This is a genomic window from Providencia sp. UF-224, assembly GCF_058245955.1.
The window spans coordinates 1-15,327 of record NZ_JBSICC010000047.1 but is presented as its reverse complement, the minus strand read 5'-3'; the positions used below and the strand labels follow the sequence as shown (position 1 = coordinate 15,327).

The 15,327-nt window shown below is 39.8% G+C and carries 25 protein-coding genes; 24 read left to right on the top strand and 1 reads right to left on the bottom strand.

Annotation, left to right across the window (positions count from 1 at the left end):
• Positions 1–158 precede the first annotated feature (158 nt).
• Entirely contained in the window at positions 159–605 is a 447-nt protein-coding gene (locus tag AC4IFO_RS21705) for a transglycosylase SLT domain-containing protein (protein WP_490737530.1), read from the bottom strand.
• A 474-nt stretch (positions 606–1,079) separates the two neighbouring features.
• On the opposite strand from AC4IFO_RS21705, the gene AC4IFO_RS21700 reads away from it, so the two are divergent.
• From AC4IFO_RS21700 to AC4IFO_RS21585, 24 genes are all read left to right on the top strand, one after another.
• Positions 1,080–1,454, top strand: a complete 375-nt coding sequence (locus tag AC4IFO_RS21700) for a relaxosome protein TraM (RefSeq protein ID WP_369106509.1) — start codon at positions 1,080–1,082, stop codon at positions 1,452–1,454.
• Between the two features lie 8 nt (positions 1,455–1,462).
• On the top strand, positions 1,463–1,780 hold the full coding sequence (locus AC4IFO_RS21695; RefSeq protein WP_490737529.1) for a YbjQ family protein: 318 nt from the start codon (positions 1,463–1,465) through the stop codon (positions 1,778–1,780).
• 135 nt (positions 1,781–1,915) lie between these two features.
• Complete coding sequence (locus tag AC4IFO_RS21690; RefSeq protein WP_490737527.1) at positions 1,916–2,587, top strand: helix-turn-helix transcriptional regulator; 672 nt, start codon at positions 1,916–1,918, stop codon at positions 2,585–2,587.
• Between the two features lie 56 nt (positions 2,588–2,643).
• Positions 2,644–2,859, top strand: coding sequence for a TraY domain-containing protein (locus tag AC4IFO_RS21685; RefSeq protein WP_490737525.1), 216 nt, complete (start codon positions 2,644–2,646; stop codon positions 2,857–2,859).
• A gap of 272 nt (positions 2,860–3,131) precedes the next feature.
• Entirely contained in the window at positions 3,132–3,503 is a 372-nt protein-coding gene (locus tag AC4IFO_RS21680) for a type IV conjugative transfer system pilin TraA (protein ID WP_490737523.1), read from the top strand.
• A 15-nt stretch (positions 3,504–3,518) separates the two neighbouring features.
• On the top strand, positions 3,519–3,824 hold the full coding sequence (gene traL / locus AC4IFO_RS21675; protein ID WP_490737521.1) for a type IV conjugative transfer system protein TraL: 306 nt from the start codon (positions 3,519–3,521) through the stop codon (positions 3,822–3,824).
• A gap of 14 nt (positions 3,825–3,838) precedes the next feature.
• A complete protein-coding gene (traE, locus tag AC4IFO_RS21670) occupies positions 3,839–4,408 on the top strand; it encodes a type IV conjugative transfer system protein TraE (protein WP_490737519.1) in 570 nt (189 codons plus the stop codon).
• Positions 4,392–5,165, top strand: a complete 774-nt coding sequence (locus tag AC4IFO_RS21665; protein WP_490737517.1) for a TraK domain-containing protein — start codon at positions 4,392–4,394, stop codon at positions 5,163–5,165. The genes traE and AC4IFO_RS21665 overlap by 17 nt, the downstream gene beginning before the upstream one ends.
• Entirely contained in the window at positions 5,152–6,516 is a 1,365-nt protein-coding gene (locus tag AC4IFO_RS21660; RefSeq protein WP_490737515.1) for a TrbI/VirB10 family protein, read from the top strand. Before AC4IFO_RS21665 ends, AC4IFO_RS21660 begins: the two co-directional genes overlap by 14 nt.
• Positions 6,517–6,574: 58 nt before the next feature.
• Positions 6,575–6,769, top strand: a complete 195-nt coding sequence (locus tag AC4IFO_RS21655) for a hypothetical protein (protein WP_490737513.1) — start codon at positions 6,575–6,577, stop codon at positions 6,767–6,769.
• Between the two features lie 6 nt (positions 6,770–6,775).
• A complete protein-coding gene (gene rfaH / locus AC4IFO_RS21650; RefSeq protein ID WP_490737511.1) occupies positions 6,776–7,267 on the top strand; it encodes a transcription/translation regulatory transformer protein RfaH in 492 nt (163 codons plus the stop codon).
• A 358-nt stretch (positions 7,268–7,625) separates the two neighbouring features.
• Entirely contained in the window at positions 7,626–7,946 is a 321-nt protein-coding gene (locus AC4IFO_RS21645) for a hypothetical protein (protein WP_490737509.1), read from the top strand.
• A gap of 96 nt (positions 7,947–8,042) precedes the next feature.
• Positions 8,043–8,219, top strand: a complete 177-nt coding sequence (locus tag AC4IFO_RS21640; RefSeq protein ID WP_490737507.1) for a hypothetical protein — start codon at positions 8,043–8,045, stop codon at positions 8,217–8,219.
• Between the two features lie 76 nt (positions 8,220–8,295).
• Positions 8,296–8,643, top strand: a complete 348-nt coding sequence (locus tag AC4IFO_RS21635; protein ID WP_490737505.1) for a hypothetical protein — start codon at positions 8,296–8,298, stop codon at positions 8,641–8,643.
• A complete protein-coding gene (locus AC4IFO_RS21630) occupies positions 8,612–9,091 on the top strand; it encodes a hypothetical protein (RefSeq protein ID WP_490737503.1) in 480 nt (159 codons plus the stop codon). Before AC4IFO_RS21635 ends, AC4IFO_RS21630 begins: the two co-directional genes overlap by 32 nt.
• An 18-nt stretch (positions 9,092–9,109) precedes the next feature.
• Positions 9,110–9,667 (top strand): hypothetical protein, encoded by a 558-nt coding sequence (locus tag AC4IFO_RS21625; protein ID WP_490737501.1) that lies wholly within the window; start codon positions 9,110–9,112, stop codon positions 9,665–9,667.
• 58 nt (positions 9,668–9,725) lie between these two features.
• Complete coding sequence (locus tag AC4IFO_RS21620) at positions 9,726–9,992, top strand: hypothetical protein (protein WP_490737499.1); 267 nt, start codon at positions 9,726–9,728, stop codon at positions 9,990–9,992.
• A gap of 18 nt (positions 9,993–10,010) precedes the next feature.
• Positions 10,011–10,247 carry a hypothetical protein gene (locus tag AC4IFO_RS21615; protein WP_490737497.1) on the top strand — a complete coding sequence of 79 codons (237 nt, stop codon included), beginning with the start codon at positions 10,011–10,013 and terminating at the stop codon, positions 10,245–10,247.
• Between the two features lie 7 nt (positions 10,248–10,254).
• Positions 10,255–10,467 carry a hypothetical protein gene (locus tag AC4IFO_RS21610; RefSeq protein WP_490737495.1) on the top strand — a complete coding sequence of 71 codons (213 nt, stop codon included), beginning with the start codon at positions 10,255–10,257 and terminating at the stop codon, positions 10,465–10,467.
• 563 nt (positions 10,468–11,030) lie between these two features.
• The gene (locus AC4IFO_RS21605) at positions 11,031–11,441 is read left to right on the top strand and encodes a hypothetical protein (protein ID WP_490737493.1); all 411 of its coding nucleotides are present in this window, start codon (positions 11,031–11,033) and stop codon (positions 11,439–11,441) included.
• Between the two features lie 6 nt (positions 11,442–11,447).
• Positions 11,448–11,786, top strand: a complete 339-nt coding sequence (locus AC4IFO_RS21600) for a hypothetical protein (protein WP_490737491.1) — start codon at positions 11,448–11,450, stop codon at positions 11,784–11,786.
• A gap of 71 nt (positions 11,787–11,857) precedes the next feature.
• A complete protein-coding gene (traV, locus tag AC4IFO_RS21595; RefSeq protein ID WP_490737489.1) occupies positions 11,858–12,421 on the top strand; it encodes a type IV conjugative transfer system lipoprotein TraV in 564 nt (187 codons plus the stop codon).
• 1 nt (position 12,422) lies between these two features.
• On the top strand, positions 12,423–15,134 hold the full coding sequence (traC, locus tag AC4IFO_RS21590) for a type IV secretion system protein TraC (RefSeq protein WP_490737487.1): 2,712 nt from the start codon (positions 12,423–12,425) through the stop codon (positions 15,132–15,134).
• Positions 15,110–15,327, top strand: a 218-nt coding sequence (locus AC4IFO_RS21585) for a hypothetical protein (RefSeq protein ID WP_490737485.1), incomplete at its 3' end; no start/stop codon positions are given. The genes traC and AC4IFO_RS21585, both read left to right, overlap by 25 nt.

Below are 15,327 nucleotides of genomic sequence, written 5' to 3'. Positions count from 1 at the left end.
TGATGGGATAGGTGGAGAAATTAATCGGGTACTTAGAAAAACGAGCTATTAAAGAAAACGCGCCAAAAGGCGCGTTTCTAGTTTAATACTAAGCCACATGCATTACTTAATATTAAACCTGATTATAACGTTAAAAAAAGAAAGTAAAAGGATTAAATTTAGTTGTTTTGTTTAATATTAAGATAAATGTGATAGACCTCAAGCGCATATTGATTTCTTTTTTGTTCTTGAACCTCGGATTTTTTTAAGCCTGCATTATAAGCGCCAACACCTTTCCAAACATCCCTCTGTATTCGAATAAACTTCGCCAGATAAAACGCCCCCGTATAAATATTCATACACGGATCTTGCCTTAAATGATTTTCGGTAATGCCATATTGCGCTAATTCGTTAAAATTTTGCGAATGAATTTGCATTAAGCCAATAGCGTATCGCGTCGGTGAAGCTTGGTTAATCGCATTCGGTTTGAATGAACTTTCACGAAAGGCAACCGCACGTAATAAATCAGGGTCAATTTGATAATCATTTCCTGCTTTATCATAGCAATCAAACGAAAATGAAAGCGGTGAAAAAAATAACGCAATGAGAATACAGATCATTCGCATATGAAACCCCATTTAATAATAAATTCTCTTAACTCAGAATCGCCCATTTTAATTAAAAAATAAAGCACTATTTAAATGCAAGCCAAAAGAAACGAGGAGCAATAAATACGCTCCTCTGAAAGAAAGACATCACACACTACGCAAAATTTCATTTTGCAAGAATTTATCATTAAATCAGGATGTTAATTAAAAATAAATAGGTGAAAATTTTAAAATTTTTAGTGTTAAGCCCATTACTAGCCCAATAATAGCGTCTATATGTGGGCTAAATAGATGCACTTTGTGTGTATTATTAATAATATCAAAAATATATAAATTTTTGCAAAATTTAGTGGTCTAATAATGGGCTATTATAATATACTGTTTTTAATCTGTTTAATTTTCATCACCAAAATTAGTGGGCTAGAGGTGGTCTGAGTAAAATTACCTCGCAGCCCACAATTAGCGGCTAGCAAAAACAAAGGAAATAAAAGAATGCCTCGTCAACATATATATATGAAACAAAAAACACTAGATGGTATCCGTAATTTAGTGGATAAGCGGAAAGCCGATGGCGCGGATGCAAACATATCCAGTGTTGGCTCCGAACTACTTGATATTGGATTGCGCGTTGTTGAGAATTTAGAAAAAGACAAAGAAGGAGATGATGGGTTATCTTTAGAGGAGCGTTATAAAAAACAATTATTGGAAGAGGTGACTAAATCACGGCAATGTATTCAAATTTTATTCAAAATGATGTTTGATTTAACAGAAATTAAAGAAGACAACCGTTATAATTATAGAGAGTATGTTGAGGATTTTAAAAACAGGACTCAGTCTATTTTAGATGAGTATTTTCCAGAGAGCTAGGAGTACATATGGGATTATTTGATTCACAATTAAAACTTAGTTGTAATTATGATAATAGAGTATTTACAACGACTAATATAAGTAATGCTAAATCAATAAAAAATTTAGGGCTTGTAAAGGTCTCTATGATAATTGAAGCGGGAAAATATTCACATGAAGATGAGCAAATTAAAGATAAGTTAATGAGTATATCAGTAGAAAATGGAGGTAACGCTATAATTAACTTTAGGTTAGAAACAGGAACCATGCAAACAATAGGGAGTCGTTGGATTACTAGCTATATCATTGCTTATGGAGATGCTGTTTTTATTGAATATAATGATTGATTTAACCTGTAAATATAGGTATATTTACCTTAAGTCATATTGATTTTTTAATTAAAATTTAAGAATCGCCCAATAAAGGAGTCCTACCTCCCTTATTGAGCTAAACAGATAACCGAAGCCTAAGAGGATGGTTACATGTCTATTCATGATCCTATTGATCTCGACGCTATAAAACAAGCTGTTTTTCGCAAAAACCTGCCGGATTTTTTAAAACATGTTTATTTTTGGATGATAACTGACCTAAATAACCATGTTTTATCCTGTAGCTCACCTGAAAGTGTTAACTCAATTTTAAATTCCCAAAAAATCCAGAAAGCCACTAATGGTTTTACTCTTTCATCCATTGAATTAGTTATCCCAACAAGTGGGCATATTGCAATAGCATTAGAGGTCATTTCTTATCAAATGCTCATAAATGACCAATTGGTCATCCTGAAAATATACAGTATGATGAAAAATACGAATATCAAATTTAGAATGTTTCATGCTGATTTCTTTATAAGAGATGATCGATTTGATAATAAATTAGATTTTCTTAACTCCATTGACCGATTGAAATATAAAAAACCATGGGAAAGTCTAACAGATCACGAATGGGCTGTTGCATGGTTAGTTATTCATCGTTTAACAAACCCAGAGATATCTAATGCTATGGATAAAAGTATTAATACTATTAAATCTACAGTTAGTCGTATTTTAGGTATTTATAAATTAGAACTATATGATCGAAATTTATTATCTGATGTTGGATTATATTTAAATTGGGATTGTTATGTTCCATTATCTCTTATAAAAAATACTGTATAAATTTACACGCCCAGCTCGGGTGTTTACAGAGATATTTTTTTATATAAGATGACTTCATGGTTAATGGATATGAGATTTCCATGAAAGAAAAAGAATATAAGTCGGTCACAATAAGTGTACCGATTAGTGCTGAAACAAATCGTTTATTAACAGAATCTGCAAAGCGAGCGCGACGCTCTAAAAAAGTCGAAGCCGTTTTACGATTATCTGATCATCTACGACTTGTTGAACATATTGAAGGGAATTACCAAGAGTTATTAATTAAATATTAATTTACTCCATTATTGAGTTTATTCCTTTTTATTTTTTGTTTTTGTTGATTACACACAGCAACGGGATCGCTTTGCCTAAAAAATGGCAATGCACACCCGGAGCGGTAGCTTTACCCAAAACCAGGGAAAATTATCGCGTTTTATTTCTTTATCTATTTACGTTTCATTTTTTGTTTTATGGGTAAGGGAATAAAACGAGCTAATTAGCTCAATTGTTTTTTGAAAGACTTTTTATGCTTATTCAACTTATCTATTAACAAAAGGATATAATCATGAGTGAAATTGCGGTTGATTCACCAGTAGCAAAAAGAAAGGGTATTCTGGCGCGTGCTTGGGCATCTATGAACACCAAAACAGCCAAATCCCTCTATAAATATGTCGCAGCACCGTTAGTTTTATGGATGGCGGCACGGGGCTTTGCGCAAGCGGAAGACTTAGCAAAAGCAGGGGCAACTGATGCGGGCGATACTTTCGGTGAAGGGTCATCTGTGATGTATTACATCATGATCGGTGAAGCTATCCTGATTTTCTTAGCCTTCATGAAAGCTCAAAACCCAGCGTTATTGCTGCTTATTCCTGTCTTTATTGTGGGAACCAAAATTGTATTTGGTTTAATTGGTAACGCGCCGTCAGGTACGCCGTAATTAAGGAAAATGTTGATGGAAAATGAACGTGCCCAGCGTTTTATTTTTCCTCAGACATTAACCGAGCAAGGCGGTATTCTCCCATTACCCAATGATGAAACCGCCGTTCTACTAGGCCCCATGTCGTGGGGCTTTTATGACGGACATTACATGACTGGCCTTGTGGTTGGTGCTTTGCTCTGGTATGCCCTGAGGTACTTCAAAAAAGGGCGGGGAAGTCAGTGGTTACTCAATGCATGTTACTGGTACTTACCCGCTTACTGCTTCAAAAGCATTTATAAATCTCTCCCTGACTCTGCGTTCAGACTTTATTTAAAATAAGGAAGGAGGCTGCCATGAAACTGAGCGCAGCTAAATCCGCCACAAAATATACCTCGTTACTGTTTATTACACTGACCTTTATGTTAGGCCTTAGTTTGACAGGTAATATTTTCGCGTGGCTGAGATTAGATGACTTACTCAATAGTCGACAAGAAACCTATATCCCGATGTTCTTTGATACCCCGTTTACCTTAACGCGCTCACATGCTGATGCCAATTATCTTGAATCCGTCTCGCAATCATTACTGTTCCTTCGCTACAACGTGAGCCCCGAATCGGTGAAAGCCAACCATCAATCCTTATTACGGTATGTGGCCAAAGAGGCACGTCCTGAAATGCAAGATGTGTTAGCGGTTGAAGCCAAAGAAATCATCAACAACAACGTCACCTCGGCCTTTTACATGACCAAAATGGAGGTCTATCCCACTGACGGGATTATTGATATTCAAGGCGAACTGAAAACGTGGATAGGTAAGCGAGAAGCCTTACCTGAACATAAAAAATTGCGGTTGCATATCAAGTATGCCAATGGAATTAGTGAAGTGATCAGTTTTGAGGACATCATTGATGAAGAAAAAAAGTAACCCAATAAGGGGGTTCTGTTTAGCGTTGTTGATGTGCTGTTTTGTATCAACGGTACAAGCAGAACCAATGGCACAGCTGCCAACCAAAATCCCAGTGTCACCCGATTCTCAAATTAAGGTGAGCTTCAGTAATAGCGAGCCGAATATGTTGGTTGTACCTGGCGATAGAATTGTGGCCATCGATAGTGCACAAGGCATGTTTATTAACGGTAATCAAAAAGGGGCTACAGGGGGTGCAAATGGCGGCGTGGTGTTAATGACTGCGCAAACCAAACCGTTTACGTTTTATGTGAGAACCGCAGGGGGATTAACCGTATCCGTTGTGGCTGTTCCGCAAAAAAGAGATGGGCGTGTGTTGCAACTGATATCAGATCAGCCGGCACAAAGTGCCGTGGCAAAACGTTGGGAGCGCGCTTTGCCGTATCCACGTGTCTTAGTTGAAATCCACAAAGCGTTACTGAACCAACAAACACCGAATGGGTTTGCTTTAGCACCTGTCGCGGCTTTGCCAACATTTAGGTTGCCATCGGCATATCGAGTGACGGCAAACAAAATGTGGAATGGCGGTGAGTTACGGGTGTATCAGTTGGATGTGATGAACACCAGTTCAGTCTCCCAACCGTTAAGTGAACGATTATTCAATCAGCATAATGTTCGTTCTGTCGTTATCTATCCCTATAGCGATACGGTTCTGGCAGGTGCCACGGCAACGGTCTGGTTAACCGTCAGTAATGAGGTTGAAAATGGCAAATATTAATGTTCGCGCAAAGCGAAAACAAACTGCACTGTTTGTATTGTTGGCCTTGGGATTATCGGGTATTGGGGGCGCGGCATGGTATATGAGCTTGCCGCCAACGCCAAAGGCATCGGTCAAATCCGCGAAGCCAGCCCCCAATATGACGGGGGTGGTGACTTCATCATTTGATAAGAATGTGGGTAAATCCGCGATGGCTGACTTGCAATCCACTGCGTCTCAAATGGATAAGCAAATGAAGCAAGTGAATGCACGGATTGCAAAGCTGGAACAAGAAAACCGAGCGTATCGCGATAAAATTGAACAGCAAGACAAAGACTTAACGGCATTAGAAGACCAACTGACCACCATGGGGAGCAGTTTGATACACGGTGATGCGACCAATAATGGACTGCCACAACCGCAGCAACTGCCTGTAGGAACCTTGCCGACCCCTAATGTTCAAGCCAGTCAACCGATAATTCCGCCGCCAACGGCTTTTTATCAAGGCGGGCAATATCCTGTCGGGCAACCACAAATCAATGTGAACCCCGTATTAAAGCAAGGTTTATCCTCCATGACCATTGAGTATGAGGATGAGCAGGAAAATACCGATTTGCCGGATTTACCCTACATTCCGTCTGGAAGCTTTGCTAAAGCCATGGTGATTGAAGGTGCTGACACGAATGCCTCTGTGACGGGAAACAGTAACCCATCCCCCATGCAGTTTCGTTTAACGGGCAAACTCATAATGCCGAATAACGAAGAGTATGATTTAAGTGGTTGCATGGTTACTGCGGGCGGTTATGGGGATATTTCCAGTGAACGAGCTCTGATTCGAACAGACCGTCTTTCTTGCAAACTTTTTGGTCACACCATCGATATCCCCTTTAAAGGCCATGTTTCTTTTATGGGTAAAAACGGGATTAAAGGCGAGCCTGTCATCCGAAATGGCAAGTTAGTCGGCTATGCGTTTGCGGGTGGTTTCATTGATGCATTAGGCTCGGGCATTTCTCAAGTGGGCTCAACCACCGTGGGGATTGGTGCCAGTGATACGACGACGTTTGGTGATGTAGCGCGGGGAGGGCTTGGCGGTGGGGTTCAACAGTCTGGAAAAATGGTTTCCGAATATTTGATTAAACGTGCCGAACAGTACCATGCGGTTATTCCAATAGGCGCAGGTGTTGATGCTACTGTCGTTTTTCAAGAAGGTTTTCAGTTGATGTTTATTGAGCAGATGAAGAAAGCCAAATCGCAAAAGCAAGAAGATGATTCACTGCAAAGTTCCATTAACCAAGGTATTACCGTTTCAAAGCAAGCATTAGAACGGATTTCTTTAGGGGATGCCGTCCCCGTTGAGAATATCCCGCAGTAACAAAAGTCCTTTCATTATCGATTCTAAATTTTCATTGTCATTATTCAGGTACAGCCCAATGCAAAATCGAATTCATCAGCTAAAAAAGCGGATGCGCTTGAGTACGTTATTTATGACGCTCATTACGATTTCTCCGGCCGCATTATTTGTTTCTCATCATGTCAGTTGGGATTCAGTCATTTTTTTAGCGATTTACAGCGGATTAAGTGTTTGGGTTGTACAAATCCTGAGTGCTGACCATCAACTCAAGTGAGACATCATGGAAAAATGGTATTTATTATATTGTAAGCGCGACCAAGTTTTACGGGCAATTGAGCATCTTGAACGTCAAGGCGTAAGTGCACATAACCCCACATATAAAACCGAAAAAATGGTAAGGAATCGTCGTAAAACCGTGATGGAACCGTTGTTTCCCAATTATTTATTCGTGAAGTTTGATTATGAAGTTATCCACTTTTCGACGATCAGATCAACCCGCGGTGTGAGTCACTTTGTGCGATTTGGACATAACCCTGTCGTTGTGCCTAATGAAGTGATTGCGACACTGGTTGTACCAGACTTCGTCAAAGAGATGAGTGATAACTTGCCGCAAAAAGGGGATGAGGTCGTCATTACGGATGGTATTTTTGCGGGGATTCAAGCGATTTATAACGAACCCGATGGAGAAGCGCGCTCAGTTTTATTACTGAACATCCTTAATAGAGACGTTCCAAAAGTCGTCGATAATCGCAGCTTTGAAGCTATTAAATAGTTGAAGGATGGGGTATGGAGATATCAATATCTACAATTATTACCGTTGTTATCCACATATGCATAAACTTCAATGTGGTCCTTTAATTAACAATGTTGATATCAAATCCTATCGCGAAGCCGTCAAGGCGTATCAAGACAGCTTAAAGGCTGAAGATAAATAGACTCAATAAATTAAAAGAGGTTAATCCTGTCTATCCACATTCGCATAACATTCGCATAAGCTTCAATGTGACCCTATACCTTTAATTAACTATGTTGATATCAAATCCTATCGCGAAGCCGTTAAAGCGTATCAAGACAGCTTAAACATTTATAGTATATACATGTGCTTAAGCTATTATTTTTATTGGAATAATATGAATTCAATGAAAAAAAGATTAAGAAAAGAGATATTTCAAGAGTTAATATTAGAGTTAAAACCTTACTTATTATTTTCGTTCATACCAATGGTGCTTTTTATTTTTATTAGCATTCAAAATGAAACAAAAATTGAATATCTAATAGAGAAGGGTAACCAATATACAAACCAATGTCGGCTGATTGAAACCAATATTGATAATGGATTGTTTCAGTCAAACACCAATAAGCTCAATTGCGGTGATGTGATTGAAAATGTGTCAGTGGATGAATATCAAGAGGCGATTAAAGCTTATAAAAAATCACAAGCTAATCGCTAATTTCAAATTTAATAAAATGAGAAAACAATGGAACGATTGCAAACTATTATAATTATTTGTGTTATTGGTGTATTTGGTTTTTTAGGTGCGAAATTAATGATCTATTGGGACCAGAATACAGAGTATCGTCGTATTAATAATTTTATTAATCACTGCACGTCACCTGTAAAACATGAATTGGCTGATGGGTTATATCGCTATCAGTGTGATGCGGGTTTCTATACCAGTTCATTATCACCTGAGAAATTTAAAGAATTAAAAGATAAAAAATAAAAGAAATTTAAAATATCACAGTCAGTGATTATAAATTGCTAATTCATAGCTATAGAGTAAGGAGGCGTACACTGATATGTCTAGTTTAATAATCTGGAGTTTTATTGCGGCAGGTTTTTGTTTTGTCATCGCGATCGTGTGTGTACGTAAGGGGAACCAGCTTGGCTATTTGTGGACGACGCTTTGTGTGGTCTTAATATTGGGCGGAGGAGGGATGCTTTCTGATGAGCGAGCACAGAGGAAATCCTATGAACAGGGTGAATACTGGTTGTCACATTGCCAATTGAGAGTGGTCAATATTGATAATGGGATCTTTCGAGATAAAACTAATCAATTGGATTGTGAGGGGGTTATCACATATGTCCCGACACAAGATTACTTTGAGGCGCTTAATGCAGTTAAAAAATATCAACATGAAAAATAAAAAGTTATTTAGATATATTATGCTGGTAAACAATATTCCTGATGACGTGTTTAATCAAAGGCAAGCTAGAACACTTATTTTGACCTATCTATTTATCATTGTTGTTATGGTTTATATTTTAAATTGGATAGTCTCTCTTTTAATTAATGATTTAAACCTACCAATCTATGTTTCCGGGATTGTGCTTGCGTTTGTTATCACTGCCATTATGTGCGTTAAATTTAATTTGGCAAGCAAGTTTCCGATTAAACATGAACGTTTAGATAAACTCCTCAGCCAATATAAGCCAAATAATCCAGAAGCATACGACCATTTAAAGAAAGAAACGGCTGACAATCCGGATAACTTCCCTGTTTATTTGGAGGAGTGGATTGAGGTAGAAAAAGAAACGTATGACGAATACAGAGCTAAACCCAAGCACTACCAATTTACGGACAGCGAAAATTAGCCCATACAAGGAAATATCATGAAACGAACGTATTTACCGACTGATGGAGTTTCGTTAGCAAGCATTGTGGCGAAAGGGACACACAATAATGACTGGAATGGGGCGGGTGTCGGTGTCGGAAGCGGTGGTCTAGTCGTTGGCGGTGCAGCGGGACAATCAGTATCACGGTCTGAACTAGCCAGAAACTTAGATGTACTGGAAAAGGCACCAAAGCTTAGGCCTGCTGACTATAATGTACTGGCAATTCCCATGTTTTTTATCATGTTACTATTTATGGTTATGCCCGTAATAAATATCGAAAAATACCAAATGATTACCACTATTACACTGGTTGCTCTTGGTATAGCTTGCACTGCGGTGTATGGCATTTACTTTTCGGGAGCTAGAAATAAAGAAATAGAGGAAGAAAATGCTAGTTTGAAGCGTGAGTTTGAATTGAAAAAAACTATCTATTATCGATTGCGCTATGTTGAGGCTGATTTTGTTGTCTTTGACCCTGTTACGGGATATTGGGCTTATGCGGAAAAAGCAAAACTCATCGCACTAATAGAAAAAATCAAAACTAAATATCGATAAATAAAAAGATAAACATTTATTTATCGATTTTCTAAATAGCTAAAAAGGTAATGTTAATATGGAAACGAGCATTTATTGGTTGTGTTTAATAGTAATTGTTCCGGTTTTTATAGTTGGATGTCAATTTTATATTGCAAATCGTAATGAGGGTAAAAAATATATTGAAAATGGTGAGCGGTATTCAACACTTGAAATTTTTAAATCAATTGAACGACATGGGAAGGTTATCTATTATTTAGGTGATGAAAAGAATCAAATTGAAGTTTCTAAAGTAGATTACGAATATGCGATTAAAGTTTACCAAGAGAGCATACGTAAAAAATAAATCTAATTGGAATTTTTTATGATTAATTTTATAGTTGGTTTAATTGTTGGTTTTGGTGTGGCGCTACTCATTGGTTACGTAGCTAATGTAAACAGTATGGATGAAGGAAAAGCCTTTTTAAATATCTGTCCAGAATATCGTGTTGAGATTAATAATGAAAAGTATAAGTTGACGTGCGAAAACGGATATATAGAAATGAGTGCCTACCGTTATTTGGAATTTATTAAACAGAAAGAATCTTTAGCTAGTCATTGAAATGATTATGAAACGAAAATTAAAGATTAACTGGCTAGGGCGCTGCGTGGTATGTGGCAGTGAAAACAGTATTGTCGAAACCGAGTTTGGTTCAGAAGACTTCCTGTTTGAGAAAGATATAATTACCTGTGTAGGCTGTGCTCATAAAGGCCTTGTGGTCGTTGAAAATGACGTTGCCTATGCGATTTGGAACACACCTGTAATCGATGAAAAATCCTAGCAATACGAAGAGAAGGGTTAAATTAATTTCAACCTTCGGGTTCGTATTCAATCTATATGTTATCAATTAATGATAATGCCAATTAAATAATGGAGTTCATATGCTAATTTTTATGCAGTATATCACGTGGTTCTTAATATTCATGCTTGCATGCATATCCATAGTTTCAACGATTTTTTTTTGGCGAAAAGAACGTATATTGGGGATTTTATGTGGGCTGTTTTGGCTTAGTATGGCCGCGATAATTGCATTCACACCGTATAAGGCAAAGCAGGGACAGTTTGATAAGCTTAATCAATTTGCATCACAGTGTAATACCCCTCTAAAATCAGAGATAGCGACCGAAGAATATCGGTATTATTGTGATGTGGGATATTTTATTAGCAAATTGTCACCAGATGAATATCTCAAATTAAAAAATGATTAACTAACCCTGATAATGAGAAGTCTAAATCAATATTCTCTCCATCTTTATTTACCGGCTATTATTCTTATTGAAAATATTGATGACGAATATAGAGGGATAACTTTTATGTTTATTGTATTTAAATTTTGAGGATATTATGGGACTTTTTAATCGTAATAAGCAAACGCAGCAAACGCAGCAAACGTTGGAAATTGAACGGCTTAACCGAGAGATTGAGCAATTAAAGCATGAAAATAAAGCCTATCAGCAATTTGTCGAGAAAACGTATTACTACGCAGGCAACTATCCGGCCATTAAATTGGTTAATGAATTTCGTTATTTTTCGCCATCTGTTGAGTATGACGAAAACTATGCGATTGAAATATACGGTCTGGTTCAAAATTACCTCTATCGTTATTTAACGGCGTATTTAACTTTATTACAAACTATCTCGCCAGTCCGTGCGAATGATTGGGAGCATACCTTTGCCCTTTTCTTGAAGACGATTGATGAAAATATTGATAAGCATTCTCCACGTCATCTTGAACAATTTAATGACTTTAAATAGGTGAGTATGATGACCAGTTTAGAAGAAAGACAGTTTCAATTTAAAGTGATACGCACCCTTGAGATTATTAATTTTCTCATCGCAATAGTGAGCATGAGCGTTTGGGGGAGTAACTTTTTTATCTCATCACCTTTACCTTTGTATCTCGGGAATATTTCCTTGCTGTGTGCGGCAAGTACGATGGTTGTCTTCGTTTGTTTAGGTTTAGGGCAATACTCAAAATCAGACTATATTTCAGGGAAAGTGGGCTTTCCTTCACGCAAGAAAATGGTCCTATTTATCGTTAAATGTCTTCTGGTTTATGTGGTTTTCTTTTCCGTAGGACTCGCGATTAAATACAGTTAAATAACGTTTTTTATTTGATATTCCTCGTCGTTCTCTTCTTTTTACCCATTTCGTATTCAAAAGGCTCAACAATGAAAAAACTCCTAATTCTAGGCGCATTAACCCTGCTCGCCGGTTGTACCGCGGGCATGAAAGATTCCTTTGATTGTAATGCCACGGCACAAGACAGCTGCATGACCATGGAGGAGGCCAATCAAAAAGCGGCACAGCAAAATGTGTCGTGGGCGCATCCTTCTAATGGGGAGGGCACATCCCAAAAGCGAGCCGAGCTGCCGCGGTTAGCGCCGTTGGCAACTCCGACTGTGCCAGTTGTGACAACCGCATCTTCGGCTCAGTCTGTTCGTACTGAGGTTCAGGATAATCGCACTTCCTCACAAAGCGTGGGGGCGTTAGGCGCATTTAAGTCCTCATCGGTATCAGTTAAAAAATCCGTGCCATCGAATACACTTCCACCCATTCAACACACGGCACAAACCTGGTCGAGTTGGAGTGATATTGGCATGGCACCGCCTCAACGATTACCGACCACAACGGCTCGCTTATGGATAGCCCCGTGGATAGATGAGCAAGATAACCTGTATCAACCAGCGGTTGTCTCTTTTGTGGTCAAAGATGGTCAGTGGAGAGTCCAGTAACATGAACGAAAAATCGTCCTTAATCGATAAGCTGCTTGCCCCTTTTCTCCCAAAGTCAAAAGACATTGTATTTGATGACGAGCCAGAACCCGTGTCATTGCAAGAAGCGTTATTTAAAAACTTATTTACCGCATGGCGTGAGCCCGATGGAAATAAACGGGCGGCTGAAGCCTTGGAGAATATGGATTATCCCTCCTTTTGCAGTCTCTTACCGTACCGTAACTACGATGCTAAATCTGGCCTGTTTATCAATAAAACCACCATTGGTTTTGCATTAGAGTGTACGCCCTTAGTGGGCGCCAATGACAAAATTGTCGACGCACTGGATTATTTTTTGCGCAATAAACTCCCACGCAAAATCCCATTAACCTTTATGTTAATGGGAAGCAAATGTATTAGTGAGCAGTTGGGGTATGGTCTGAAAGACTTTGGTTGGCAAGGGGAACAAGCAGAAAAGTTTAACCATATCACTCGCGCCTTTTACGAGCGTGGCGCATTAGTAGGGTTGAATAATAAACTCAATCTGCCGTTATCGTTACGCAACTACCGGTTATTTGTTTGTTATGCCGAAGAGCATAAAAAATCCGATGCACTCACATTACAAAAAGTCAATCAAACCCTCAGTATCGTGATGGAGTCTTTAGCTGGCGCATCCCTGCACTGCGAGCAAATGAATGACAAAGGGTTACTGCAACTGGTGCGCGAAATCAGTAATTTTCGGCATGACCAGATTGCCTTGCCGAGTAGCAACGTTGACCCGTATGAATCCCTTAATGACCAGTGTGCTGAACGGTCGATAAATCTCGAAATCCGTCCCGATGCCATTCATCAATCCTTATCGATGGAAAAGGGACAAAAAAGCAAAACGCGCATCATGAATTACATGCTGGAGAAAAACCCGACTCAGTTTGCTTTGTGGCAAACGGGCGATAACTTGAGTAATTTACTTGACCCCGCGTCCAGTGTGTCATGCCCGTTCGCCATTACGATGACCGTGTATGTTGAAGATTTAGTGAAAACTCAAAACGAGGCCAAGAAAAAGTTTATTACCAATAACAGTCGGGCTAACTCCAAGTACATTAATTGGGTGCCTGGGGTAAAACGTAAAGCCGAAGAGTGGGGCACACTGCGTGAGGGGCTCGATACGAATCAAATTGCCCTCGCGCGTTACAGTTACGGTATCACCTTATTTTGCGAAGACGATGATGATAAAGCGTTAAAAGCGGAAATGGCGTTGATGAATACCTACACCACCAATCGTTTGAAGCTGTGTCCCCCGACCTTTATGCAATTACGTAACTACTTGGCGCTATTCCCTTTTGTTATGCAAGAGGGACTTTGGGGCGACATGGTACGTTCAGGTGGCACACTCAGAGCCAAGGCCTTTAACGTCGCTAACTTGTTACCTGTGGTGGCCGATAACCGGATTTGCCAAAAAGGCTTACCTATCCCGTCGTATCGGCACCAACTCTCCTTTCTCGACATTTTTGAGCGGGGTTCAGGCCTCGGTAATGACAACTTTAATGCGGCGGTGTGTGGGACGTCAGGCAGTGGTAAATCGTTTCTCATGCAAGCGCTCATTCGTCAAGTGCTCGATGCAGGCGGTTGGGCGTATGTGCTGGATATGGGGGATTCATATAAGGAGCTGTGTCACAGCCTCGGGGGTGTTTATGTCGATGCCCGTGACCTTAAATTCAACCCGTTCGCGGGTGTGGTGGACATTAAAGAGGCTGCGGAAAGTATTCGTGACCTGTTAATTGTGTTGGCCAATCCCTCGGGGGATATGGATGACGTGTCTAAATCCATTCTCCTCAATGCTGTTCAAGAAGTGTGGGAAGGGAAAGCCCCAAGCAAGCGTAAAGGCAATAAGGTCCTGATTGATGACGTTCACGATTACCTTGAAGCCCAAGTCAAAGCCGCTTATTTTGATCCGCAAAGTACGGTTCAAAATAAGATGCAAGAAATCATTGTATCATTGAAAAAATACACCACTAAAGGGTTGTACGGGGCGTATTTTAACAGTGACAAGCCAGCACTGAATGAGCAAGTGCGCTTTACCGTGCTTGAAATGGGCGGGCTGCAAAATAAACCCGACCTGTTAGCCGCCGTCATGTTTTCGATGATGATTTTCATCCAGCAACGGATGTACTTAACGTCGCGCAGTATCAAAAAACTGGCGGCGATTGATGAAGGTTGGAAGCTGCTGGATAACAAGAGCCGTTTTGTTGCTGATTTTATTGAAAGCGGCTACCGAACTGCCCGTAAATACGGCGGCTCCTACATTACCATTTCACAAGGGATCGACGATTTTGACGGTGATGGTGCCAGTACTGCCGCGAAAGCCGCGTGGAGTAACTCTTCCTTCAAAATTATCTTGCGCCAAAATATGGAAGCGTTCCGTAAATACAACCAGAAAAATAATGACCAATTCAACCCCGTTGAACGCGCCATTATTGAGGGGTTCCCTGCAGCGGGGGATGCACACTTCAGTGCCTTTATGCTACGGATCGCAGGGCGCTCCTCGTTCCACCGGTTGCTGACTGATCCGATTAGTCGTGCGTTGTACTCAACCGATGGGGATGACTTCCAGTTTCGTGAAATTCAAATGGCTCAAGGGCTGTCACAACAAGACGCGTTATTGGCGCTGGCTAATCGCAAATTCCCACAAGAGATGGAGACTTTATCCCAATGGCAGAGTCAAACACGACATTAGTCGACAAGGTGCTAAAAACGCCTGCACGAGGCATGAGCCGTCGTCGCAAAGAGTGCTTAAAAGCCATGAGCTTTTTTATGGTCATTGCGGTGGTGCTGAGTTTCAGCATTTCGGTATTTGTGGTGCGTTGGCTTGCTCCTATCACCGTCACTTTCGACATGACGGGCACGGTCAACCAATATCAGCAACAAAT

Bases quoted from the DNA above. Each gene is read 5' to 3' on its own strand.
- AC4IFO_RS21630 (WP_490737503.1), top strand. From the start codon at position 8,612: ATGCAGTTAAAAAATATCAACATGAAAAATAAAAAGTTATTTAGATAT.
- AC4IFO_RS21665 (WP_490737517.1), top strand. From the start codon at position 4,392: ATGAAGAAAAAAAGTAACCCAATAAGGGGGTTCTGTTTAGCGTTGTTG.
- AC4IFO_RS21620 (WP_490737499.1), top strand. From the start codon at position 9,726: ATGGAAACGAGCATTTATTGGTTGTGTTTAATAGTAATTGTTCCGGTT.
- AC4IFO_RS21655 (WP_490737513.1), top strand. From the start codon at position 6,575: ATGCAAAATCGAATTCATCAGCTAAAAAAGCGGATGCGCTTGAGTACG.
- AC4IFO_RS21705 (WP_490737530.1), bottom strand. From the start codon at position 605: ATGCGAATGATCTGTATTCTCATTGCGTTATTTTTTTCACCGCTTTCA.
- AC4IFO_RS21700 (WP_369106509.1), top strand. From the start codon at position 1,080: ATGCCTCGTCAACATATATATATGAAACAAAAAACACTAGATGGTATC.
- traL (WP_490737521.1), top strand. From the start codon at position 3,519: ATGGAAAATGAACGTGCCCAGCGTTTTATTTTTCCTCAGACATTAACC.
- AC4IFO_RS21610 (WP_490737495.1), top strand. From the start codon at position 10,255: ATGAAACGAAAATTAAAGATTAACTGGCTAGGGCGCTGCGTGGTATGT.
- traV (WP_490737489.1), top strand. From the start codon at position 11,858: ATGAAAAAACTCCTAATTCTAGGCGCATTAACCCTGCTCGCCGGTTGT.
- AC4IFO_RS21645 (WP_490737509.1), top strand. From the start codon at position 7,626: ATGAATTCAATGAAAAAAAGATTAAGAAAAGAGATATTTCAAGAGTTA.
- traC (WP_490737487.1), top strand. From the start codon at position 12,423: ATGAACGAAAAATCGTCCTTAATCGATAAGCTGCTTGCCCCTTTTCTC.
- AC4IFO_RS21615 (WP_490737497.1), top strand. From the start codon at position 10,011: ATGATTAATTTTATAGTTGGTTTAATTGTTGGTTTTGGTGTGGCGCTA.
- AC4IFO_RS21680 (WP_490737523.1), top strand. From the start codon at position 3,132: ATGAGTGAAATTGCGGTTGATTCACCAGTAGCAAAAAGAAAGGGTATT.
- traE (WP_490737519.1), top strand. From the start codon at position 3,839: ATGAAACTGAGCGCAGCTAAATCCGCCACAAAATATACCTCGTTACTG.
- AC4IFO_RS21660 (WP_490737515.1), top strand. From the start codon at position 5,152: ATGGCAAATATTAATGTTCGCGCAAAGCGAAAACAAACTGCACTGTTT.
- AC4IFO_RS21690 (WP_490737527.1), top strand. From the start codon at position 1,916: ATGTCTATTCATGATCCTATTGATCTCGACGCTATAAAACAAGCTGTT.
- AC4IFO_RS21685 (WP_490737525.1), top strand. From the start codon at position 2,644: ATGGTTAATGGATATGAGATTTCCATGAAAGAAAAAGAATATAAGTCG.
- AC4IFO_RS21635 (WP_490737505.1), top strand. From the start codon at position 8,296: ATGTCTAGTTTAATAATCTGGAGTTTTATTGCGGCAGGTTTTTGTTTT.
- AC4IFO_RS21625 (WP_490737501.1), top strand. From the start codon at position 9,110: ATGAAACGAACGTATTTACCGACTGATGGAGTTTCGTTAGCAAGCATT.
- AC4IFO_RS21605 (WP_490737493.1), top strand. From the start codon at position 11,031: ATGGGACTTTTTAATCGTAATAAGCAAACGCAGCAAACGCAGCAAACG.
- AC4IFO_RS21640 (WP_490737507.1), top strand. From the start codon at position 8,043: ATGATCTATTGGGACCAGAATACAGAGTATCGTCGTATTAATAATTTT.
- rfaH (WP_490737511.1), top strand. From the start codon at position 6,776: ATGGAAAAATGGTATTTATTATATTGTAAGCGCGACCAAGTTTTACGG.
- AC4IFO_RS21600 (WP_490737491.1), top strand. From the start codon at position 11,448: ATGATGACCAGTTTAGAAGAAAGACAGTTTCAATTTAAAGTGATACGC.
- AC4IFO_RS21695 (WP_490737529.1), top strand. From the start codon at position 1,463: ATGGGATTATTTGATTCACAATTAAAACTTAGTTGTAATTATGATAAT.